We start from the raw sequence: 22,522 nt of genomic DNA, 5'->3' as shown, positions 1-22,522 counted from the left end.
GGGCGAGCAGGCCGGTACGCGCCCTCGCCACCTGGTACCGCGTATCACTCTGAGATCGCCGTTTATCAAAATAATAGCGCGCCCGGCGATTTTATCGCGGGCGGTGCCTCCTTCGCCGATGGAGGGCTTTTCGCCTCAGCCGTTCGGCGAAGCTTGCTCGCTTCAGTCGCCATTTTTGTACACAATTTAATCAAATGGCACCGTTCTTGCCTTTTATCTACGTTCCCCGACCGCAGCATTCGTCGGCTAATATCGATAAAAAGGACAGGAAAATGGCGCAAATGAATGAAAACATCGCGACCGCACCGGTCTCTCCCCTCCGCGATTTTTTCGCGAAACCCCGTATCATCGCCAGGCCCGGCTTTAACCGCTGGCTGGTGCCACCGGCCGCGCTGGCGGTTCATCTCTGCATAGGTATGGCCTATGGATTTTCCGTTTACTGGCTGCCTATGTCGCAGCTCATAGGAGGAAGCGCGTCCTTGCAATGCCCCGTCACGATGTCGTTCTGGCAGCAGCTGTTTACCCGCGATTGCGACTGGAAAATCTCCATGCTGGGCTGGACCTACACGCTGTTTTTTGTTTTTCTCGGCTGTTCGGCGGCGCTGTGGGGCAGCTGGCTTGAGAAGGTTGGACCGCGGCTGGTGAGCTTTATTGCCACCTTGTGCTGGTGCGGCGGCCTGCTGCTATCCAGCGTCGCTATCTATTTCCATCAGCTATGGCTGCTGTGGCTGGGGGCCGGGGTCATCGGCGGAATCGGTCTCGGACTGGGCTATATTTCACCGGTTTCGACGCTGTTGCGCTGGTTTCCTGACAAGCGCGGAATGGCGGCCGGGATGGCGATTATGGGTTTTGGCGGGGGAGCGCTGGTGGGCGCGCCGCTGGCAAACGGTCTGATGAATTACTTCGCCGGGCCGGCCGGCAACGGGGTATGGCAAAGCATTCTGGCGCTGGCGGCGATTTATGCGCTGTTTATGCTCGCCGGTACCTTTGGCTATCGCCTGCCGCCCATGGGCTGGCATCCTTCGGGTGAGAAGGCGCAAAAAACGATCCGCAATAATCCCACGATCCAGGTGCACGTCCGCGTTGCCTGCCGCACTCCGCAGTTCTGGCTGCTGTGGATGGTGCTGTGGCTCAACGTCACCGCGGGGATCGGCATTCTCGGTATGGCTTCGCCGATGCTGCAGGAGATCTTTGCCGGCAAACTGCTGTCGCTCGATCTCAGTTGGCATGAGCTGAACGGCGAGCAGCTGAAACGCATTGCAACCATGGCCGCAGGATTTACCGGTCTGCTCAGCCTGTTTAACATCCTGGGACGTTTTTTCTGGGCATCGGTATCCGACCTGTGCGGGCGCAAAATGACCTTTGCGATCATTTTCTGCCTGGGCGCCGTGCTGTACGGCACGTTGCCGCTGGTGAATCACGGCGGCTATATCGCGCTGTATGTCTGCGCAATGTGCATTATCATTTCGATGTACGGCGGAGGCTTTGCCAGTATTCCCGCCTATCTGGCCGACGTCTTTGGCTCACAAATGGTGGGCGCGATTCACGGGCGCCTGTTAACCGCCTGGTCGGCGGCGGGGATCAGCGGCCCGGTTCTGGTGAACTATCTGCGCGAGTATCAGCTAACGCACGGGGTTTCGCCCGAGCGCGTCTACGATATTACGCTGATGGTCCTGACCGGCCTGCTGGTGTTGGGTTTTATCTGTAATCAGCTGGTGCGTCCGCTGACGGAAGAGCATGCGATGACCGCGGAACAGCAGCAGCAGGCGAAAGGACTGTATACCATCAACAAGGATGCCCAGCTCACGTGGGAGCCCCGCCCGTCCACGCTGCTGTTAACCATAAGCTGGTTAGCGGTGAGCGTGCCGCTGTTATGGGGCGTCGGTACCACCCTCCAGCAGGCCGTGAAATTCTTTATGTAGGTTTTTGCCGCCGATGCCCGGCGGCTTCTATGAACCTACCGGCGCGTGGCGGCCGCGTAACGCAATATGCTCAACGATCCGCTCTACCGCCTCTTCGGCGGTCAGCACCGAGGTATCCAGAGTCAGGCTGGCGGTGCGCCAGGGTTCGTACTCACGGGCGATAACCTTTTGCCAGTCCGGCAGAATATGGCCGCGAATATCCGCCACTCGGTTTTCCACGCGATACCGATGCTGCATTTGGTCGGAGCAGGTCAGTTCTATCTCCAGATAAGGCGCGGCATTCTCGGTCGCGACCGCTCTCCATGCCTGGCGGGTAATGGCTATAGGGTTAACTGAGTCGGCAATCACCACGTTGCCCTGCCTGAGGTTATCCGCAGCAATGGCATACGCCACCAGATATCCGGCCGGCCCTATATCGTGCCGGGTGACGGTTTCGGCGCGAATCAGCGCCTGTTCAATTGAATCAATCCGTAACCAGACGGCCCCCAGCCTGGCGGCCAGCAGGCGAGCAATGGTTGATTTCCCGGTACCGGGCAGGCCGCCAAAGATCAGTAACATCGATATCCCATTACGGCAGCGTCATGTTATTGCCGCTGGCGATGATTATTGGTGATTTTCCAGCTTACCTGACCAGGGTTCTTATTCAGCCAGGCATTATTAATATTCAATACTGGCTGAAACTGCATAAGCGGCATCAGGAAGCGTCTGCAGATAATAGTCATAGTCACCCTCCAGAATATCGTTCAGCGATAATGATACCGTCCCGCAGGCCAGATTGTGATAAATGGTGACGTTGCTCATAGATAGCAGTATCTCATGACAAAGTGAAAGAGAGACGTAGCGCCAGGATAAAGAAGTACAGTTGTTCAAGCGCCTGGGATTCAGTGATTATTGTAGCCTGGCGACGTCAGATAGAGAGGCGTGCCTGCCATCTCATGCCGGGTAAGCCCTTGTAGTATAATAATTTTCGCTATCCAATCATGACCCCATATAAACTCTTCAGCCGGAAAAATTTTTCCCACATAAGACGTTCTGAGCATCCAGTACAGCCTCCCGCGTCTCATTGACCCTGATTGCCGAGTAGATATCAATATTCAGTTTCTGAGATTCATCGTCTGTCAGTTCGCGGTAGCACAGCCCTTCCTGATTAAACGTGCATTTCGACTGGGGCATCAGTGCAAACCCTTTGCCTCTTGCGATGCGGGTGAGCATAACGAGTGAATCATCCGGCTCTTTAACCCTTTTGAGCGGGACATTGAGCTGTTCAAAAAAACTTTCACATTTGTCATAAAATGAAGGGTTTGCGCTTCTTGAAAACCAGAAAAGTGGTAAATCACTGACGTCTTTGAGTGATACTTTTTCTTTCAGGCTGGCGGGATGTATGGCCGGCATTGCTATCAGCAGCGGTTCGCAGCAAACCCAGCGATACTGAACCATATCTTCATGGCCAGTGCCCTTTTCCCCCGTAAGCACGAGATCAAGCGTGTTTTTTGACAGGCATTGAAGGAGCTGGGCAGAAGTCAGATTAGGTGTTTCAACGTCGTCTCCGGCATCCAGTTCGATAAGCTGTCTGCTGACGGGTTCGATAAATTCAAAATTAAGCGTCCGGGTAAGGCCGATCCGTACCTTCCCCCCGGATGCCAGTGAACCGGTTTTCAGTTCATTAAGCTCCAGCAGAATCTTCTCTGCTCTTATTACCAGGGCCTGGCCAGCCTCCGTCAGGCTGACGTCATGCGTACTGCGGCTGAATAACTGCTGATTCAGCACGCCTTCGAGGCACTTTATATGTCGGGTTAACGGAGGCTGAGTCATTCTGAGCCGTTCAGCAGCTCTGCGAAAATTCAGTTCATGAGCAACAGCAAGGAAGCACTGGAGCTGTTTAACGCTGGGGAGGTGGTTACTTATCAGGTGTCCTGCGATCGCCATAGATTCGAGCCTGCCAGTCAAAAATTTTATTCTAAACTCTTTTGTATTCTGAGTGTTAACACGAATGATCATATCAGGGATCAGTCTGTTTACAGTAATACGAAAATTGAATTACACATTAAACAATTCCATCCTCGTCACAGATTGATAAATTTCTCCCGAACTCAATCAGAAATCTATTTGGAGATGAAAATGTCAGCTAACTATGTACTGGTCTCACGCTTTCCGTTAAAAAATAATGTTTCCGCTGCTGATTTCTCGTTCTTAAAAAACAGCGGCAGCACACGATACTATTATTCAGAAGAGCAGGGAGTGAATGAACTTCTGGAGCTGCGTGCATTTAACGACATCAAGGAAATTTCGTGGGTAGAAGAAGAGATGGTATCCATGTTCCACAGGCTGGCTGATGTTCTTTCTGCAGATATTCGCAGAGAATTGCTTAAGTTTGTAGAATCTCCGATTGACAACAAGAAAGATCTCCCTGAAAGCCAGTACATTCAACTTCGCCATGTTGAAGTTCCGGCTCATAATTATCAGCAGTATCGTCAGTGGCGCGATGAGACCATTTTTAATGTTGTCAGGGACAATAAAGATAAAATTGAAAGCTTTGAAGCATTCCACTCTCTTATTAGCGGTGTTCCGGGTGTAATGTTTATCTCCTCCTTCAATGGCGATAAGCAATCCTATAAGGAAGCCTTCACCAATGCGCGTTACCAGGAAATTATCCAGCAAGCTGGAGACAATTACATCACCGGAGGCAATGAAGGACTTTACACCCGCATCTACCATGCCTGTTGCAGCTGAGGAATGATAAATGAACTATAAAAAACTGGTTATTGTAGGCGATAAGTTTAATGAATTCGCAAATGGTAAAGATGTTCTGACAATTTCTCAGCTTGAATTACTTTCGCAAATTCCAGCCAACATTATTGATAAAGAACATGAGATTATTATCGGCCAGGGTGTACGTAAAGATTTCGCAGGAAAAGTCATTTCGAATCAGGCAAGAAATGTTGTTCATGGCAATAAACTTAAAATGTGCTCTCTGGAAAAATTGGTCAGAGATAAAAAAAATGCACATTGTCATAAAAGGCTGGAGCAGAATGTTCTTATCGGCTCAGCAGAGCAGACCGAACATAACAGTGATCTTTTTGCAATGCCGCTGCTGATTGACGAACGCTGTGAGCTCATGGCCGATCATCAGACCGGCCAGCATATTCAGGGGATGCTTCTGGTCGAGGCAAGTCGTCAGGCTTTTATCGCCGTTACCGAAGAGTTTATTTATAAGCAGGAAGCAGGACGCTACTACGTCATTAACAGCATGGCGACGACCTTTTCCAGCTTTCTGTTTCCTTTACCAGCGCTGGTCCATTTTGAATTCCTTGAGAAGGACATTAATGAGCGAAGGGGGCGTTTCAGAGCGCAGGTTCGCGTGACTCAGCATCAGACGCTTTGCGCGACGATGGATGTATCGTTCACCGTATATCCTTCAGCTCTGATTGCTGAAAAGGAAAAACTGCTGGCTGAAGCCGCCATGCAGGCGGCAATTGCTGAACAGAACATCGCGACACACGGGGTGACGCATGTCCAAATCAGCTAGCCGAACATACCGCCTGGCTGTGACCACGCAGGGGCCGCTTTACCCCCCTGCGGAGGTCATGGACGGTAACGGCAACTTTGTGGTGGTTGGCATGGTGCCGGGTGATAACGGGCTGGAATGGCGAAGCGTGCTTGTGGCAGCAGACAGCCCCGTGCCCGAATTCGGCGCGACGAAGCCTTACAGAATACTGCGAGATATTGAAGGTATGTCGCAGGATGAAGTTAAGGATATCATCCTGCATACCCTTCCTTTACCCATCCCATCAAATAATTACGGGATGCTTTTTGCACCGGAGCAGCGGCCGCAGGCGAACACCGAAAGCCGCCCCAGTCTGCCTCTGCATGAAGGCTATATTGCTGATTACCGCAGCAGTGATGGCAAACGTCAGGTTCAGCCTGTCACTCTGGAAAACTGGATGCATGCGGAGGGTACGCTGGATGTCTGTCTGTCTGAAGACAGCAGGCGCGCAAGGTTTACGTTTTCTTTCCGTAATCTTGTTCCCGACAGTGTTTATACCGTGATGAGCCTTCGGGAAAAAGATTTAGCGACTGAGAATCCAAGCCGACCGGGACCTCTGGGCATACCTAACGTATTTATTACCGATCATAACGGTAATGCAGATTACTGGGCGGAATTGCCCGATCCCTTCCCGGCACATGAACGGAATGAAAACCGGATTATTAACGTTGTTGTCCTGTATATGAGTTCCCGCCAGAGCTACGGCGGCGCAATCGGACTTTATGGTCTGGGTGGTGACATTCATGCTCATTTAAAACTAAAGGTCCGTTCCTTTGATGAATTTACTACCGTAGAGTGAGGTAAAATATGCCATTTGTTCACATCACCACCTGGCCTGTAAAAGATGAAGGTAAAATTATCCGGCTCCAGGAAGATATTACGTTTGCTGTGCATAAACATACCGGAGCGCCGCTGGATAAAATCTCGGTTGTCATTTCTGAAATACATCCTTCTCGCTGGGCAGACGCAGGGGTTCCCGGAAACCATAAAGATTTTCAGGAAAAAAGCCGAAGGAAAAATTACGAGGAGTGAGTTTTGCAACAAGCAGCCGCTTTTTTTGACGTCGATGAGACGCTGATCAATATTAAAAGTATGTTTGATTTTTTTAACTTCTGGTGCAAGGAGAATAATGAACACATTAAACTCCATAATTATATGGCGAATTTCCAGTCTGAAGTTAAAAAAGGAACTCCCCGTGAGCATCTCAACAGGGAATACTACCGGCAATTTGCAGGTATCAGTTATAAGGCACTTGAAGAGGCTGGTGAAAGATGGTTCAGATTTAAGCTGAATTCAGAATTATTTATAGGAAGCGCGGTTTCGGCTCTTAAAAAACATCAGGCTGAAAATATGGATATTGTTTTTATATCCGGCTCAATGCTTCCCGTTCTTTCTCCTGTCGCAAGATACCTTGGCGTGCAAGATATTCTTTGCGCACCACTGAAGTTCACTGCTGCAGGGGAAATGACGGGTGAAATAGGTTATCCACAGACGATTGGTGACGGAAAGAAAGATGCGCTCCTTCAGTTTTGCGAACAGAGAAATATTAATCCTTCTGACTGTTATGCCTATGGTGACGATCTCTCTGACATTCCGATGCTTGCATCAACCGGCCACCCTGTCTGTGTAGGAAAACATTCAGCGCTGGCCAGACACGCGATAACACATCGCTGGCAGGTCATTTAAACCAACCTTGAGGTAAGAATATATGCATTCAGAAAAATCCCCGCAGGATATGACCTTCAGGTCTTGGCTTGCCTTGTTTATTCTGGCCCTTTCAACGTTTACTATCGTTACCACCGAACTGGCTCCGGTAGGCCTGCTGACGCCCATTGCAGAGGGACTTGGCGCCTCTGAGTCAGCGGTTGGTATGACGGTTTCACTTTACGCCTGGGTGGGCGCACTGAGCGCACTCTTTGCATCAGTATTTCTTGGTAACGTGGCCAAGAAGCGGCTTCTGCTCACACTCACGGTCATACTTTTTCTTTCTAACGTTCTTGCCGCCACGGTAAACACATACGCCATACTGCTAGTCGCACGCGTACTGGGCGCGCTGGCACATGGCTCATTCTGGGCGATGATCGGCGCCACCGCAGTGGCTATCGTGCCAGCCCGATTCCTTGGCGCGGCAACGTCTATCGTTTTTGGTGGCGTCTCGGCTGCCAGCGTATTTGGCGTGCCGATATCAAATTATATTGGTATACACTTCGGCTGGAGACAGGCGTTCTGGCTGATGGCTTTACTCAGCGTGGTTGCCTTTGCCGGCATTACCATACTGGTGCCACAGATAACCAGTAAAAGTGCGATCGGCCTGGGGGCGCTCAAAAGCGTATTTAAATCCTCCGCGCTGTGGAAAATTTATTCCGCCACGTTACTGGCCGTAACCGCACACTTTGCCGCTTTTACATACATTGAACCCTGGCTGCACACGCAGCATTCCCTTGCCACATCCGTCATCCCGGCGGTTCTGTTTGTTTACGGTATCGCTGGTCTTGCCGGCAATTTTCTCACCGGAATGGTGATTGATAAACATCTCAAAGCAACGGTATCGGTATCGGTCGTGCTTATCTGTGCTGTGCTGGTATTTCTGGGTTTATCCGGTACATCCCTTTCAGGCACTGCGGTCTTTACCGCAATGGTCATCTGGGGCGTGGCTGTATCCGGGATTTTTGTGGGCTTCCAGACGTGGGTCCTGCGCCTGGCGGAAGATAAAGCCTTCCCGGCGTCCGCGGTTTACGTTTCATTCTTCAATACCGCTATTGGTGTCGGGGCATCTGCAGGTGCCTGGATGGTATCCGCTTTTTCCGTCCCACTGCTTTATATCGCAGCCGGCGCAGCTATCGGACTTTCTGTCCTGCTCGTTGCCGCTATTCCGACGCGCCTGAGGTCTGAACAAACCACTCCGGAGAAATATTATGAGCCCAACTGATGAGCTGACACGTTATGGCAGAGATATTATGGATCGTCTTGAGTCCGGACTCGCCGATAAAGTCACCACCCGACTGAGCGAACTTGATTCCACCTTACCGGCCCTGATTACCGATTACGCTTTTGGTGCTGTGGTTGGCCGTCCCGGACTAGATCTCAGAACGAGAGAAATGCTGACGGTTGCTTCGCTTGTGACGCTGGGTAACGCAATGCCACAGCTTGAATTACACATGAGAGCGGCACTCAATACCGGCGTCACCCCGGAAGAGCTGCTTGAAATCGTGATACAGATGGCTATCTATGCCGGCGTTCCGGCATGCATGAACGGCCTGACGGCCTACCGCGCCGCTATGGCGGCGACCGGCCATACTCTGCCTGGCCTGAAAGAGGAAATGTCATGAACGAAGTTGTGATTGTTTCTGCAAAACGTACTGCAACCGGTGCATTCATGGGTTCCCTTTCGGGCCATTCCGCAGCAGAACTCGGGAGTCACGTCATTCGTGCGCTTCTTGAAGACTCAGGAGTGGAGGCCAGTGAGATTTCTCAGGTTATTATGGGACAGGTACTGACGGCAGGATGTGGCCAGAATCCCGCACGTCAGTCCGCGCTGAACGCCGGGCTACCCGTTGAAACGCAATGTCTGACGATTAACAAGGTCTGCGGTTCAGGTCTCAAATCAGTTCATCTGGCCATGCTGGCGCTGCAGACGGGTGAGGCAGAATTCGTCATTGCCGGCGGTCAGGAGAGCATGTCTAACGCCCCTCATATTCTGATGGCTTCACGCTCAGGGACAAGGCTGGGGGATTGTAATATGAGGGATAGCGTGGTGTCCGATGGACTCTGGGATGCTTTCGATAATAACCATATGGGCGTCACCGCCGAAAATGTTGCAGCTGAGTTCAGCATCAGTCGCGAAATGCAAGATGAATACGCGCTACTGTCCCACATAAAGGCAATGGATGCTCAGGAAAAGGGAATATTTGCTCGTGAAATAGTTCCCGTTGAATGGCAGGACAGGAAAGGTAAAACCCTGAGAGTTGACACGGATGAAGGCCCCCGCAAAACCAGCATTGAAAAACTAATGCAGCTGAAACCCGTTTTCAGAAAGGGAGGAACTGTGACGGCAGGTAATGCATCCTCTCTTAATGATGGCGCGGCCGCTGTCCTTCTTTGTACCAGAAAAACTGCCGAGGCACGTGGGCTGCTGGTTTTAGCGTCTCTTGCCGCGTTTGCGAATTCGGGGATTAAGCCGGCATTAATGGGTGCCGCTCCGGTACAGGCTATCGCAGACTGTCTTTCCCGCTCTGGCTGGAAACCAGAAGATGTTGATCACCTGGAGTCCAATGAAGCGTTTGCAGCCCAGGCGCTGGCAGTGGTTGACCAGACGGGTATTTCACCCGATCGTATTAATCCCTATGGCGGAGGAATCGCACTCGGGCATGCTATCGGTGCCTCGGGATGCCGCATTCTGGTCACCCTCGTGCATGGACTCCTGCGTAATGATAATAAACGCGGTGTTGCAGCGCTGTGTGTTGGCGGCGGTGAAGGGGTGGCGCTGAGCGTTTACCGCTGAAGAAAAATTATCGGCTGTACAGCGGCTGGGCTGTTAATAAAAACAAAATAACCGGGCAATGCCCGGTTTCATATTATGTAAACGGATTTCAGGCGTTAACGCCTTTCATACCTTCTTCAGAATACCGGCCGCCTTTAATCTCAACGCGCTGGTGAATATCGTTCAGTAGCGCAACATCTGATTTGTCCAGAGCGATGTCAGCCGCCTGCGCATTTTCGGCCAGATAACTGATGTGCTTGGTACCGGGGATCGGTACCAGCTTATCGTACTGCGCGAGCAGCCAGGCCAGCGCCACCTGACCCGAGGAACAACCGTACTTTTCAGTAAGCGGGAGAACAGCATCGAGAAGCTGTACGTTGTGATCAAGGCTGGACTGAATGAAACGCTCATTATTTTTACGGAAGTCACCTTCAGAAAAATCACTGTTTTTACGGTATTTTCCTGTCAGGAACCCCCTTCCCAGCGGAGAATAGGGTACCAGGCCAATCCCCAGCTCTTTCACTGTCGGCAGGATTTCATCTTCAATGTCACGTGTCCATAGTGAATATTCTGTCTGCAGGGCTGTGATTGGGTGTACAGCATGGGCCCGGCGAAGGGTCGATGCAGAGACTTCACAAAGTCCGATATGATTGATCTTTCCATCTTTGATGAGACGGCTCAGACATTCCATGCTCTCCTCGACAGGCGTCGCCGGGCTGACCCTGTGAAGATAGAACAGATCGATCCGTTCAACGCCGAGCCTTTTGAGGGATTCATTACAGCAGTGGGTAATGTAGTCCGGTTGATTGTTAATGGTGCGGGCATAAGCCTCATCAGGCGCCCGATCGATTCCGCACTTTGTGGCAATTCTGAACTGCTCACGCGTAGCCTTATCGAGTCCGGCAAGAAAGTGGCCAATCAGCCGTTCATTGTGACCCCGCCCGTACAGGTTAGCGGTATCAATGAACGTAATATCCAGGTCAATGAGTTTATGTAATAGCTGCCGGGAAGCCTTGTCATCTGTCTGGCCATAAAATTCGCTCAGTCCCATCGCACCATAGCCGACTGAACTGACAATAAGGTTTTGAGATAAATTTCGGGTATGCATAATGACTCCTTTTTTTACACCATGATTGTTTCACCCCGATTACGGTTAATGAATTGTCATTTTCGTTATGCAAAAAAAGTATCAAGGCGGGCTGCATAAGGTGTAGCTCGTAACGCGCTGGCGTGTCGGTATGCATGCACCGGCAGGAAGAAATCAGGGACCGAATGACCGCCAAAGGCTGGAGAGATCCAGCCTTCCCTTTTTCCCTGATTTTGGACAATCCCATCCATAAAGCCCGTTGGTGGTAAGACACCTCGCGGAGCCGTCAGGCGACAACATCAGGGTATGTCAGACATCTGGATGACCATGTATCCGAAGGAGCGAGGCCGAACCGCTGGCAGCGCCTGCATGTGGTGTGCAAGTACCGTGACCACTAACAGTGTACCTTGTGTTGGTAAACTATCGTTCAATGGTAGGACGATCACAGACAATTTAGCTAAGGCAAGCTGTTGATAGAAATGAGAATTTTAATGAAGTTTTGCCACAGCGGGAGATATTCTGGAGCGGGCGAAGGGAATCGAACAAAGAACTTAACTCACTGTAATTAAATTATTTTCATTCCATTACATCAATAGCTATACACATTCGTATACAGTAATTCTTCCGCTTGGATTTTCACAGAACTGCACATAGTTTGGTTGCCAAACAGGGAACCCAACTACCACAACATAATCAAGCTAGCATCCCCGGATAGTGTCTGGCAATAATATCGTTGAGCTGCTCAATCAGCTCGGGACGCTTGAACGCAATGTGCGCACTCCCCTTCTGAAAATAATTAATCCTGAATAGCTCATCGTCATACACTTCAGAAGTCCGCTGCTGGCCGATATGGTCACTCAGCCGACAGGCAATGTCAGCCCGATTGTCCGGAAGCAGCTTACCATCAAATAGTGTCAGCATACGTTCCAGATCAACAATCTGGTCGCGTCGATAGCCATGTGTGAAGCTAAACCCCCAGCGGTTGTAAGAAACCAGACCATCCATGATGATCTTTTTTCCAAACCTACAGGGTGAGTTCGTTTTATAATCCCACGATAACGCTTTAAAAACGTTGATAACAACACGCTCAAAAACGGCCTGTTTGTCGTGATTCAGTTGCTCAAAGGTACTAAGGATATTGTTTTCAGAGATCGCGGGGATATCGTTTTTCTCCAGGCTTTTGTGCCACTCGTCACGCGCCTGAGCATCCATCAGGGTCAGCATGCCTGATTTATTCATCATATCGCGCCAGATACGGCGATCAATATTGCGAGTAATCGCTTTCATCGCTTTATCGGGTTTTTCCGTAAACCAGCAATCATATCGATGTCCCTCCCGCATTCCCCACTCTTGTGCTGTACCACCGCCGATATCGCGGGTCAGAATGGAGATATCATCAAGTTCACGGATAAGGCTTTCAATCCGTGTCAGTGCAGCATTCCGGCCTGTGACAATACGTTCAATGCTGGTGGAGCAAATCACACCGGTGTGCCCGGTTGATACTTCGGGTTCATTAATATTATTTCCGGACATTATTTCTCTCCTTTATAGTCAGAAAAAAACCAGCCGGTCAGGGCTGGTGTTGATGTACTTGCAGGACGCGGTTTGTTTCGTCCAGCTCATCGCTTGCCTGGAGCGCTGACCTGCGGATGTTGCCCTCTGGTAATAGCCGTCACCTCTTTATACGTGTCACGGTTCATCAGCCCCGTTGCTTTCCTGGCCCGGAGGATATCTATGGGTGTGATAAACGGAGACTGCGTCAGGATGCTGAAGCCTGGGCGGTCAGTGCGGACCAGTTCATACTTCTCAACGATAAAATTCAGGGCATCAACCAGCGAGATACCGGCATCAATATGTTGCTGAATGACCTGTTCATCACTGAACGGCGTATCGCTAAGCGTGAGGCCATAGTGGTGTGCCAGCAGGCTGGTCAGCAGGGTCTGCCAGATATACACGGGAGACGGACGTGACGATGCCGCCCGCATGAGGGGGGATGATTTGGTTTGCATAAGCGTTATCTCTTTAGTGGGAAGATATGTGCGTTGAAGGGCGAAGTATTAAAGTGTTATGCCGTGGCGACGGGAGTGGGATAAATCGCGATATAAACATAGCCATGCGAACCGAGCGTATCGGCCTCGCAGGTCAGACCTTTTGCATACAACGTGACGCAGTGCTGATGACGGGGATTCAGTTCACCGCTGGTGAGCATTAACTCCAGCTGTTTCATCACTACCGGGAAGGCCTGGTCAAGATGGCGCAAATCCGCATCGCAGAACTGACCATCAAAGTTTGCCCGGTCAGCCAGGTAATGCAGGCGGTTTCCCTCCAGGACCAGACGGGCTCCAAAACACGGGGAAACACTGCGTCTGAGCCCCCACCAGGGTTGGCTGATATCATGCGTTGTTACCGGGGTTTTCTTCGACAAAATGTAGCTCTCCTTAATCATGAATTAATTCAGACTTACGCTGCGTAATACAACATACGGGCCGTTGCAGTCCTGGCGGCGCTCTGCGAATACGGCCAGTACACCGCTGATATCTTCCACCTCGCGACCGGCATAGTGGCAGATGCTGCCGGACCACGCGTATTTGCCGGTACAGAAGCGGAACAACCGGGACTGTGGATGCTGGCGGTATATCGCCATCGCCTGACGCTTACTGATAATTTTCATTAATACTCCTCCCTTACAACCAGCCCCGTTCAGCAAACGAGACGATATCCATTCCGCCGATAACGAGGTGGTCCAGGAGACGTACATCCACGAGGTCCAGAGCGTTCTTCAGTCGCTCTGTCACTCGCCTGTCAGACTGGCTGGGTTCGGCATGGCCTGAGGGATGGCAGTGCGCGACAATGACCGCTGCCGCATTGTATTTCAGGGAGGCTTTCACCACTTCCCGTGGATGGACTTCGGTATGGCTGATGGTGCCTTTGAACAGCGTTTCGTGCGTAATCAGCCGGTGCTGGTTATCCAGCAGCATCAGAACAAATGCCTCTCTTTCCTCCATGGTCAGCTGAAGCCGTAACCAGTCACGTACTGAGCTGCTGGAGGTAAACGATGCGCCGGGCTCACGTAACTGGCGCTCCAACAGAGCCAGCGCCTCGCGAATGGTCTGTTGTGCTGATGACGTCAGTTCATATGCAAACAACGGTAACTGTTTTTCCATGGTGCAGTACCTCAGTCGATGATGTGCATAATGGCGTTGCACTCAGGGTGGTTCAGCGCATAGTCGCGCAGACGGTAATAGTGTTCCGTCATGGCATCGCACTCCGTGCGGCAGGCATGGTGGCTGTAAGCCATCAGACAGGCCGCAATACCCGCAGCTTCAGCGCTCATTTCAGCCCCGTTACCATTCAGGATATTGAACAGCGACCAGGGACCGTCACTCTCTTCCGGAGCCATGAAAGCGCCACCGTTGCTGAGAGTGTAAAAAGCCCAGACGCCACCTTTGTAATCCGCACACAACCGGTCCATCCAGGCAAAGATGCGGGGTTCGAGGGTTATCCACTGCGGGATACGGCCAAAATGCTGAGGCCAGAAACGAAGGCGCTGTTCATCTTTAACGGGTGTGGCGCAAAGAGTGTCTGTCGGAATGGTGTTATCCGTTAATGCGTTGTTCATGATTAATGACTCCGGAAATAAAAAAGCCAGCCGGTCAGGACCTGCGGATGCCATAACGAGCAATGTAGCTGTTCAGCATCACTCCGGCTTCAGGTTCAAAGTTCCATGCCCGCCAGACCATCACACCTTCACAACGGATAACCAGGCGAAAATGCGTCCCCTGGTCGTCTTCAATGGCGATATTGTCATATTGCGCTGCGATGGTTGATGCCTGCTCACGCGTAAACGGGCCGGAGGGAAGGTGTGGGTGAGTTTCTGTGTTCACGGGTATGTTTCTCCGCATCGAAGTCATGCCTGCCCCAGCAGTTCGAGCATATCCTCTGCCATCACCCACAGCGCACGGTTAAGCTTCACATCGCCGTCGATACCGTTCACAGCACGGGTACGGTTGCTTCGCCCTTGTGCAGTGCGCCCCGCCAGTCCTCCCTTCATCAGGTTCTCCTGCACCCGCTGGTACACCGTCCAGAGGTCGTTGTTACGGTCTTCGTAACGACGTGGCGTCAGTATCTGAGCAGTCGTGACGGGCTGGTGGTCTTCACCAAAACGATAGTGCAGAGCAGCCCTCGCCATCGCCTGCTGCGCTGGTGGTGGTAACAGAGCCGACTGCATGGCATCACGTTTCTCTTCAACCCGGTCAAATATCCCCAGTACCACATAAGCCCCTTCAATAACTTTCTCCACCACATCCCCTTTATGTGGCACCCGCACTTCACCGAATGACTGCCCACAGACCAGCCCGTTGGTACAGACACCACGAAACAATCCCGGCAGCATCTGATAGCTGGATGAGCCATCATGTGAATTGAGGAGGATAATTTCAGGAACCTGCTGGCCGGTGAGTTGTCCGGCACGACGCAGGCGCAACATGTGTTTGGTGTGTTCCCGTCTGCTCTGGTCACGTACGCGGGTCTGGCAGGCAAAAAAAGGTTCAAAACCTTCCCGCTGCAGATTTTCAAGAATAGTGATGGTCGGTATCCAGGTGTATCGGTCACTGCGGGATTCGTGTTTATTCTCACTAAAAACACTGGGGACGTAATGCATTAATTCTTCACGGGTTAACGGGCGGTCACGCCGTACCTGATTTACCCGTCCAAAACGACTGGCTAGTTTCATGATGAGCTCCTTAATTTATCTGTTTGCACCAAACCGCTTAACCGCCAAAGAATAGATATATGCTTCGAGGAATAACGGATTTTCACCAATGTAATATAGTTTCAAATTCATCCATAACTTAATAAAAAAAGCCCAAACATTATATGTGATAACTCCAGAGCAATTTGATGGCTAAAAAGGTATAAAAATCATAAATATCTTTAATCCCTTCCTTTATTGCAATTTCAACCCCAGACTAAAGAATAGTGGCGTTTGTCTATGTATGTATATAGATGTGTATATAGGTTATATGATACATATCGACACATATAAACCAATGCCTGTAGATTAACAAACATGAGAACATATGTAATTCAATACATTGAAACCAACAAACATTCCATCACTAATACAACAATGCTCATGCATATAACTCGGCAAGTATACATATACCGTATGCATAATGCATATGAACAATACAAGCACAGAGCAAGTGATTTAATTAAATAATCAGTTCTACTACGACTAACATTTTCGAAATATAAAAAGGAAACAAATAGCATGTACAAATATATCACCTCTCACGGAAAATTGAATCAATATCATTTAAAGAAAATAGAACAAACTATTGATAAAGCATTAAGCGAGCACCCAAGGGTATTGGCTGTAAGAGTAGATTTACATACTCCGGTTCTCCAGCCATTAAATGACATGCCTGATGAGGCTAATTTCGCAAGGACAGATTCATCAGTAATATCCCGTTTTACGGATTCTCTGAAAGCAAAAATTTCACATCATCTTAACAAGCGGGAGAAAGAGGGTAAGCGAGTTCGTAAGACATCATTACGTGTTGTCTGGGCCAGAGAGTTTGTACCTGATTCACATAAGAAACATTATCACGTTTTACTGTTACTCAACGGGGACACTTTCAATACACTGGGAGCGTACGATAGTAACAAAGGTACACTACGCCGCCTTATACGTGAGTCATGGATGAGTGCTGTCAGTTTTATATATCCCCCCGATAAAGAGTTAGTCCACACACCCAGGAATCCTTGTTATTACCTGAATGCAAAAGACGGTAAGCAAAGTGAGTCATATTGCTCGCTGATTTACCGGGCAAGTTACTTTGCAAAAAAGAAAAGCAAATATTTTACAGATGGTGAACGTAATTTTGGATGTAGCTTTAAATAAAAAACATCACAAATTATCTATTTACCCATGAGCAAAACAGCCCCAGACAGGGCTGTTCATGACTCATATCTGTACAGTATCAAGTAGCTAACAAATCTGACTGAAAATAATATCAATCCAAATAAAGCTAATTTGGTCTGATGGTTTTCTGGTGTATTCCAAATAGCAGCCAGGTAGCATATTCTCATTACCGGAAGGAGATATCCTTTAAATAATACTGACATGAGAGATAAGATATGAGTGTTGGACGTTCGCTTAATGATATAAATTACAATCCTGTAAATTATTTTCCTCCCATTTTGAGAGATGCCGTGGAGGAGATAGGAAGAGAACTACAGGCTCCGACAGAGCTCATTGAAACAGTTGTTCTGGCTTCTGCATCACTGGCATGCCAGGGGGTAATAAAAATACAACATCCAGACGGGAGAGTGAGCCCTTGCTCAATGTACTATACTGTGGTTGCTGACTCTGGAGAGAGAAAAAGTGCCGTATTTAAATTAGTCACACAACCATTTTTTGATTTCGAAAAGGAATCACGTCAAAAACATGCGCTATTAATGCTGGATTACAATGCAGAACTTCAGTCATGGAAAAGTCAGGAGAAAGCACTATTGAAAGTGATTAGTAAAAAAACCGAGAAAGGAATTGATGTTGAATACGATACTCAGAGCATGAAAGAGCTTTACCGAAAAAAACCGCAACCACCCACATTGCATAAGTTGATCTACAGTGATACGACACCAGAAGCGCTACAGCAGGGACTCTGCAGCCATGTGCCTTCATCGAGTCTTATGTCGGATGAAGCCGGTATTTTCTTCAAAGGACGTGCAAAGAATAATCTGGGATTTTTAAACCTGTTATGGGATGGAGCTCCGTTTGATATAGAACGAAAAAGTGGCAGATGTAGTATGGATGAATGTATGTTTACAATGTTATTGATGATTCAGTCCAGTGAGTTTAAAAAATATATCAAACTTCAGGGGGATTATGCAGTAGGTTCAGGGTTTCTGTCCCGTTTTATGATAACCGGAGTAACCTCAAAAAGAGGTCACCGCAGCCCTGTTAAGAATAACAGTAAAAATAGCATCATCAGGTTTCATGACAGAATAAAGGAACTACTCCTGCTTTCTGAAGAGAGGTACGAAAATAATAAAAAGCATAAATATCTATACTTATCCGAAGAGGCTCAGTTAGCACTCGCTGTGGTATATGAAAATATTGAATCACGTATACTTAAAGACAATGAGAAGCATCCTGTTGTAGAAGGCATGTTGTCTAAGATGCCTGAAAATATTGTCAGACTGGCAGGGGTGTTTCATCTTTTTAGTGATGAGCACGGAACTGAAATATCTGAAAGAACTATTCAGGCAGGTGCGAAAACAGCTTATTTTTATTATCAACAGGCTCTTGACGCTATCTCATCATGCTCAGATTCAACAGAGCATAACGCTGATGTATTGTATAAATGGTTATTGAACTACAAGGATCCTGATGTTAATTACCCTCAAATATTAAACACTCCCAACATTCTAAATAAAATGATAGTAAGGAGAAAAGGCCCATATGCTCTGAGAAACTCAAGAAAACTTAACGATGCGCTATCTTATCTGGAAGAAGATGAGAAAATAAGAATAAAAAAAATCAAAAATAATAATGGCAGCATCAGCGAAATAATACACATCCATCGTCATTGATGTCAACTGCACTGCTATCAGTTGCTACCAGTAGCAGCTGATAGCAGTGATTAAGATATGTTGAATACTTCAAATGGAGTGGCAACAAATTGATATATACGATATTTTTTAAAACACATAAAAACATTTGTTTTATAAAGATATTATTTTCGGGGATAGTATCCCAGGCGGAAAAACCATCAGTTATCACTGTCACCTCCGGACATTATCTTATTAAATTGACACTATTCTAAGTTTGCAAAAAAATGCCCTTCCCTGGTTAAGGGTTAAACATGCTTATGAACACATGAGATATGGAAGGGCATTGGATATGCAAAAAGTTATTTTCAACTCAATTAATTAACGCTTATTCTTATTCCGAATAAATTTATCATAATTGTCCCGCAGTTCGTCCAATAACCATTTGTCGATTCTGTTACGTAATGTGTTTTCCCTTTTTATTGGATCTCCCTTCCACTTTTCGGAATTGTGTTCTCCATCAAGTTTTACAACGAGTGGGATAATGGTATCAATGAATTGCCTCTTGCTTTCCCAACCACCTTCAGGGGAATGATCGGACAGCGCTGAAGATATATATGGCTTTAGATAATCGAGATCTTTTAATTTTTTCTTTCCGCCAAGGCTTGATGCTGATTTTCTTTTAATTCTATCAAACCTTTCATTTAATCTAAGCCAATCACCAGTCTTTTCTTTATCATTTCTGTCTGCGGCGTAGGTGATATAAAGCAGTGCATAAAGTAAAAACTCGCAACTATCTTTTTTATTATTATTTGATAAAATATATTCACTCCAGTAAAAATCCTTAAACCCCATAAAAAGATAATGTAACCAGAAGTTTTCATCCACTAATTTGATAACTCCAGAAATTCGACCGTCAAACATTTCTTTCTGTATACTGGCCCGAGCCTCAGCGTAAGTTTTTTTATAGATATACGGTTTTGGCACAACAATTCCATTAACATCATTAAATTCCTGTAGTAAACGGAAATTATCTGGATGGGATTCATCAATAATTCTCTCGGGCAGTTCCTCCTCGATGATCTTAAATTCCTCAATAACCTCATAAGCTTTTTCACGCATTGTTATCAGTTCATCGTATTGGACTGAACCTTTCAGCTTTGTTACTAACGCTTCAAGCTTCTCTTCAAAAGCCTTGCGTACGTCTTGATATATTTCATCCAAAGAATCGCAACTCACATTATCCATAAAAAGTAAAGCCCCGTGAAGTGATTTAACTGCTCATTTACTTAAGGCCTATTGTAGCCTGGCATTTGTTGGCAACATAGTCCCTGTCTAAAACGCAAAAAAGGTATTGATTATGTCTCAGGGTAACTCAACACAGCAGACAGTAAAGTATGTAAATCCAGCTAAAATGCTCAGGATCAAAGATGTCATGGAAAAGCTAGGCATCGCTCGTGCGACCATTTATGACTGGTTAAACACTAAATCACCACGATATGATCCAACTTTTCCCATCCAACGTCGCCTGGGCACAAAATCAGTTGGCTGGCTGGAGTCAGAACTGGACGACTGGCTAAATAATCGCCCGATATCAATCTGATATTGTAGGTGTAATGCTTACACAATATATTAAATTTTTATTGATGTTGTCAGAACAACTCACGTCAGCATATAGGTAAATTAACGATAGATACAAAAAATCGCTATTAATTCATGAACTATCCTGAATGATTATATTTATAACATCCGAAGGTGATTTTATTTGCACAGTTATATTTTAAAAGGTAAATTTTAGGAAAACAAATAAATCTAAGCTTCAAGTAAATCCAGACATTATATCTTTATCAAAAGAGAATTAATAATGAAAGAACATGCATCAACATTTAACCAGAAAAATAATAATCACATATCAGACACAGACTTCACCAAAGATCGCCTTGTAGATATGGCTTTTATTACTGCTTACACCGGATTAACAGATAAATGGTTTTATAAGCTTATCAAGGACGGTGAATTTCCGAAGCCGATTAAATTGGGCCGCAGCTCTCGCTGGACTGAAAGCGAAGTAAAAACATGGTTAAAACTACGTATTGAAGCCTCCAGAGGACATTAAACATGCATGCACATCGTATTTCCACCACTAACCAAAGGCCTCAATCACTGAAGGTTGCTACAACCAAAAGACGCACCCGCTGGATCTGTAACCAATGTAAACGTCAGTTTTGTGGTGTTAAGCCCTGCCCCTATTGTTATAGAACCAGAAAAAAATAATCTGAGTCACTCCAACTGTTGTGGATCGAGCATTCAGGACTCCTCAGGCTGTAAGCGTACCACCAAGGACGTCTGGATAAGTTGACTCATGCGGGTAACAATAATGCCCACTATTTTTCCGGATAATAGACACAGAACATTGAATAATCGGGAATGGATTAACGAAGCTCTGCATCTTCGCTTTGATAAAAAAGTTCATGGGAAACAGATAAGGAAACGAATAAAAAATCCCAGAACTACTCTGAAGCGCCTGTTCCGGCGCTTTGCCCGCTCAGGTCTGAGCTGGCCCGTTCCTCCTCACATATCACCTGAGCAACTTTAATGGCCTCTTTACATCTTAAAAATAAAATAATATTAATAAGTTAGCGTTGTTTTGGTATCCGAAAACCCCCGGCGGTCCGGAGTTCAAACTTGACCTTGTGGATGGACTAACCCCGCCCCGGTAGACAAATTCTGTCCTCACGACGAGGCCTGTTCAAAGGCCCCCGGACTGACGCCGCAGAGATGACTGTGGCGGCGGGAGGGTTATAGAAGACTTCAATGTAATCGAAGATATCGGCCCGGGCCAGATCCCGGGTTTTAAAGATGCGTTTTCTGATCCTTTCTTTTTTCAGTGAACTGAAGAACGATTCTGCCACCGCATCCTAGCAGTTGCCACACCGGCTCATGCTCAGGGCCAGGTTATTGGTCCGACAGAAGCGATGCCAGTCGTCACTGCCATACTGGCTGCCCTGGACGCCCTTCTAAGAGTCAAGTTGTTATTTGAGTACTGTTGATTAGCCGGTTTTGATTACGTAGAAGCGTATACTTCACGTGAGATATAACGTTTAAGGCAACGCAGTGCTTCCATTTTCGAGTGTCCTTCAGCTACCCGTTTTGCCACATACTCCTGTGTTCTCGTGTCCGTGCGTAATCGGCCAATGGCAATAATGTGCAGGGCACTATTGGCCGCACGAGCACCACCACGGTTACCGGGGTGGGGTCAGTCCAGAGTATGGTAGGTAGGCATAAAAAGTGGTTCTGATATATTTATCTTCTGACATTACTGAGGTTGGAATCATGGGTATAGGAAGTTGGTTTGGTTTGAATAAAAATGAGTTTGTGATTGGTGGCGTTAAAACAAAATTGCCTGAAACAGATGATCAGACAATGGATTTGGCGGCACAACTGGCCCGACAGTTGGGTAGTAAGCTCCCTACTGAGCAAGATGTTTACTGGTTTGTCATTGAATTTTACGATCGAGCGTCTGCGTTTAATCATTCGGCCAGAGGGGTGTTGAGTAACCTTCCTTTCCGTCTGTTTGAGATGGAGTATGAAGGTCGTAGGTCGGAAAACTCGTATGTAGGCAGGAAGAACCCTGGCGTCACTTACCTTCTTGAAGATGTAGCGCCTTCGTTCAAAAAAGCGGTATCTCATCTTGGTGCTGGCCCAGAACAGGTTATAGTTGCTATTGTCTATCTTGTTTTTTGCACAGCACAGGCTGAGATGATTAAAAATTTGCGCGTTAAATATGCGGTCCACTATCACAACAATTGTATATCGAGCGGGAGTTTCAATAACGCAGAAAAATGGGAGGAAGTGATCGACAGCCTGGAATGACACCACTGTACCCAACACATTTTTCCTTGCAGCAAGGCTTTGCCTCATTAAAACCATCG

Annotated in this window: 27 protein-coding genes and 3 pseudogenes; 15 read left to right on the top strand and 15 right to left on the bottom strand. The window is 47.7% G+C overall.

Annotated features, from left to right (window positions below; translation table 11 throughout):
* Positions 1-272: 272 nt before the first annotated feature.
* A complete protein-coding gene (locus tag JLG71_RS04525) occupies positions 273-1,922 on the top strand; it encodes an OFA family MFS transporter (RefSeq protein WP_122117382.1) in 1,650 nt (549 codons plus the stop codon).
* A 27-nt stretch (positions 1,923-1,949) separates the two neighbouring features.
* Here JLG71_RS04525 and JLG71_RS04520 read toward each other — a convergent pair whose 3' ends face one another.
* A complete protein-coding gene (locus tag JLG71_RS04520; protein ID WP_200913996.1) occupies positions 1,950-2,480 on the bottom strand; it encodes an AAA family ATPase in 531 nt (176 codons plus the stop codon).
* Between the two features lie 23 nt (positions 2,481-2,503).
* Between JLG71_RS04520 and JLG71_RS28340 the strand changes: the two are divergent.
* Positions 2,504-2,587: pseudogene (locus tag JLG71_RS28340) on the top strand (hypothetical protein); the annotation flags it as partial.
* Here JLG71_RS28340 and JLG71_RS04515 read toward each other — a convergent pair.
* Together JLG71_RS04515 and JLG71_RS04510 are read right to left on the bottom strand one after the other, a co-directional pair.
* Complete coding sequence (locus tag JLG71_RS04515; RefSeq protein ID WP_157835614.1) at positions 2,580-2,723, bottom strand: thioredoxin domain-containing protein; 144 nt, start codon at positions 2,721-2,723, stop codon at positions 2,580-2,582. The pseudogene JLG71_RS28340 and the gene JLG71_RS04515 overlap by 8 nt on opposite strands.
* 198 nt (positions 2,724-2,921) lie before the next feature.
* On the bottom strand, positions 2,922-3,848 hold the full coding sequence (locus JLG71_RS04510; protein ID WP_025106011.1) for a LysR family transcriptional regulator: 927 nt from the start codon (positions 3,846-3,848) through the stop codon (positions 2,922-2,924).
* A gap of 192 nt (positions 3,849-4,040) precedes the next feature.
* Between JLG71_RS04510 and JLG71_RS04505 the strand changes: the two genes are divergently transcribed.
* From JLG71_RS04505 to JLG71_RS04470, 8 genes are read left to right on the top strand one after another with little or no spacing between them, the layout of a single operon-like run.
* Entirely contained in the window at positions 4,041-4,652 is a 612-nt protein-coding gene (locus tag JLG71_RS04505) for a hypothetical protein (protein WP_071998069.1), read from the top strand.
* A 10-nt stretch (positions 4,653-4,662) separates the two neighbouring features.
* Entirely contained in the window at positions 4,663-5,448 is a 786-nt protein-coding gene (locus tag JLG71_RS04500) for an AfsA-related hotdog domain-containing protein (RefSeq protein WP_025106009.1), read from the top strand.
* Positions 5,432-6,265 carry a hypothetical protein gene (locus JLG71_RS04495; protein WP_048260380.1) on the top strand — a complete coding sequence of 278 codons (834 nt, stop codon included), beginning with the start codon at positions 5,432-5,434 and terminating at the stop codon, positions 6,263-6,265. The genes JLG71_RS04500 and JLG71_RS04495 overlap by 17 nt, the downstream gene beginning before the upstream one ends.
* 8 nt (positions 6,266-6,273) lie before the next feature.
* Complete coding sequence (locus JLG71_RS04490) at positions 6,274-6,498, top strand: tautomerase family protein (protein WP_200519497.1); 225 nt, start codon at positions 6,274-6,276, stop codon at positions 6,496-6,498.
* 3 nt (positions 6,499-6,501) lie between these two features.
* Positions 6,502-7,152, top strand: a complete 651-nt coding sequence (locus tag JLG71_RS04485) for an HAD family hydrolase (protein ID WP_014226739.1) — start codon at positions 6,502-6,504, stop codon at positions 7,150-7,152.
* Between the two features lie 22 nt (positions 7,153-7,174).
* Positions 7,175-8,395 carry an MFS transporter gene (locus tag JLG71_RS04480; RefSeq protein WP_200913995.1) on the top strand — a complete coding sequence of 407 codons (1,221 nt, stop codon included), beginning with the start codon at positions 7,175-7,177 and terminating at the stop codon, positions 8,393-8,395.
* Positions 8,382-8,795, top strand: a complete 414-nt coding sequence (locus JLG71_RS04475; RefSeq protein ID WP_200913994.1) for a carboxymuconolactone decarboxylase family protein — start codon at positions 8,382-8,384, stop codon at positions 8,793-8,795. Before JLG71_RS04480 ends, JLG71_RS04475 begins: the two co-directional genes overlap by 14 nt.
* Complete coding sequence (locus JLG71_RS04470) at positions 8,792-9,967, top strand: acetyl-CoA C-acetyltransferase (protein ID WP_200913993.1); 1,176 nt, start codon at positions 8,792-8,794, stop codon at positions 9,965-9,967. The genes JLG71_RS04475 and JLG71_RS04470 overlap by 4 nt, the downstream gene beginning before the upstream one ends.
* An 88-nt stretch (positions 9,968-10,055) precedes the next feature.
* Here the strand turns inward: JLG71_RS04470 and JLG71_RS04465 are convergent, their stop codons facing one another.
* The 9 genes from JLG71_RS04465 to JLG71_RS04425 all read right to left on the bottom strand — a co-directional run bounded on the left by JLG71_RS04465 (position 10,056) and on the right by JLG71_RS04425 (position 15,765).
* Positions 10,056-11,054 (bottom strand): aldo/keto reductase, encoded by a 999-nt coding sequence (locus JLG71_RS04465; protein WP_025106003.1) that lies wholly within the window; start codon positions 11,052-11,054, stop codon positions 10,056-10,058.
* Positions 11,055-11,726: 672 nt separating this feature from the next.
* Positions 11,727-12,566, bottom strand: coding sequence for a DUF4942 domain-containing protein (locus JLG71_RS04460; protein WP_200913992.1), 840 nt, complete (start codon positions 12,564-12,566; stop codon positions 11,727-11,729).
* A gap of 86 nt (positions 12,567-12,652) precedes the next feature.
* Entirely contained in the window at positions 12,653-13,042 is a 390-nt protein-coding gene (locus JLG71_RS04455; RefSeq protein ID WP_128878862.1) for a TA system toxin CbtA family protein, read from the bottom strand.
* Positions 13,043-13,098: 56 nt separating this feature from the next.
* Positions 13,099-13,479, bottom strand: coding sequence for a type IV toxin-antitoxin system YeeU family antitoxin (locus JLG71_RS04450; protein WP_131930492.1), 381 nt, complete (start codon positions 13,477-13,479; stop codon positions 13,099-13,101).
* 3 nt (positions 13,480-13,482) lie between these two features.
* Positions 13,483-13,704, bottom strand: a complete 222-nt coding sequence (locus tag JLG71_RS04445; protein ID WP_109241248.1) for a DUF987 domain-containing protein — start codon at positions 13,702-13,704, stop codon at positions 13,483-13,485.
* 13 nt (positions 13,705-13,717) lie between these two features.
* Positions 13,718-14,197, bottom strand: a complete 480-nt coding sequence (gene radC / locus JLG71_RS04440) for a RadC family protein (protein WP_131930491.1) — start codon at positions 14,195-14,197, stop codon at positions 13,718-13,720.
* 11 nt (positions 14,198-14,208) lie between these two features.
* Positions 14,209-14,652 (bottom strand): antirestriction protein, encoded by a 444-nt coding sequence (locus JLG71_RS04435; protein WP_131930490.1) that lies wholly within the window; start codon positions 14,650-14,652, stop codon positions 14,209-14,211.
* 34 nt (positions 14,653-14,686) lie between these two features.
* Entirely contained in the window at positions 14,687-14,935 is a 249-nt protein-coding gene (locus tag JLG71_RS04430; RefSeq protein WP_131930489.1) for a DUF905 domain-containing protein, read from the bottom strand.
* Between the two features lie 5 nt (positions 14,936-14,940).
* Positions 14,941-15,765, bottom strand: coding sequence for a DUF932 domain-containing protein (locus tag JLG71_RS04425; protein WP_131930488.1), 825 nt, complete (start codon positions 15,763-15,765; stop codon positions 14,941-14,943).
* A 540-nt stretch (positions 15,766-16,305) separates the two neighbouring features.
* On the opposite strand from JLG71_RS04425, the gene JLG71_RS04420 reads away from it, so the two are divergent.
* Together JLG71_RS04420 and JLG71_RS04415 are read left to right on the top strand one after the other, a co-directional pair.
* Positions 16,306-16,938, top strand: coding sequence for an inovirus Gp2 family protein (locus JLG71_RS04420; RefSeq protein WP_131930487.1), 633 nt, complete (start codon positions 16,306-16,308; stop codon positions 16,936-16,938).
* Positions 16,939-17,174: 236 nt separating this feature from the next.
* The gene (locus JLG71_RS04415) at positions 17,175-18,632 is read left to right on the top strand and encodes a YfjI family protein (RefSeq protein WP_131930486.1); all 1,458 of its coding nucleotides are present in this window, start codon (positions 17,175-17,177) and stop codon (positions 18,630-18,632) included.
* Between the two features lie 339 nt (positions 18,633-18,971).
* On the opposite strand, the gene JLG71_RS04410 is transcribed toward JLG71_RS04415, so the two are convergent.
* Positions 18,972-19,838 carry a hypothetical protein gene (locus JLG71_RS04410; protein ID WP_200913991.1) on the bottom strand — a complete coding sequence of 289 codons (867 nt, stop codon included), beginning with the start codon at positions 19,836-19,838 and terminating at the stop codon, positions 18,972-18,974.
* A gap of 112 nt (positions 19,839-19,950) precedes the next feature.
* Between JLG71_RS04410 and JLG71_RS04405 the strand changes: the two genes are divergently transcribed.
* The gene (locus JLG71_RS04405) at positions 19,951-20,193 is read left to right on the top strand and encodes a helix-turn-helix transcriptional regulator (RefSeq protein WP_200913990.1); all 243 of its coding nucleotides are present in this window, start codon (positions 19,951-19,953) and stop codon (positions 20,191-20,193) included.
* 261 nt (positions 20,194-20,454) lie between these two features.
* Positions 20,455-20,706 carry a helix-turn-helix transcriptional regulator gene (locus JLG71_RS04400; RefSeq protein ID WP_131930484.1) on the top strand — a complete coding sequence of 84 codons (252 nt, stop codon included), beginning with the start codon at positions 20,455-20,457 and terminating at the stop codon, positions 20,704-20,706.
* Between the two features lie 617 nt (positions 20,707-21,323).
* Here JLG71_RS04400 and JLG71_RS04395 read toward each other — a convergent pair.
* Positions 21,324-21,598: pseudogene (locus JLG71_RS04395) on the bottom strand (IS3 family transposase); the annotation flags it as partial.
* A 16-nt stretch (positions 21,599-21,614) separates the two neighbouring features.
* Positions 21,615-21,834: pseudogene (locus JLG71_RS04390) on the bottom strand (IS110 family transposase); the annotation flags it as partial.
* An 89-nt stretch (positions 21,835-21,923) separates the two neighbouring features.
* Here JLG71_RS04390 and JLG71_RS04385 point away from each other — a divergent pair.
* Complete coding sequence (locus tag JLG71_RS04385) at positions 21,924-22,463, top strand: hypothetical protein (protein ID WP_131930483.1); 540 nt, start codon at positions 21,924-21,926, stop codon at positions 22,461-22,463.
* The last annotated feature ends 59 nt before the right edge of the window (positions 22,464-22,522 follow it).

The sequence above is a fragment of the Klebsiella michiganensis genome (assembly GCF_015139575.1).
In the GTDB taxonomy this organism is placed as follows: Bacteria; Pseudomonadota; Gammaproteobacteria; order Enterobacterales; family Enterobacteriaceae; genus Klebsiella; species Klebsiella michiganensis.
Note: the sequence above shows the minus strand (reverse complement) of the source record. Positions and strands in the feature narration are given on the sequence as shown.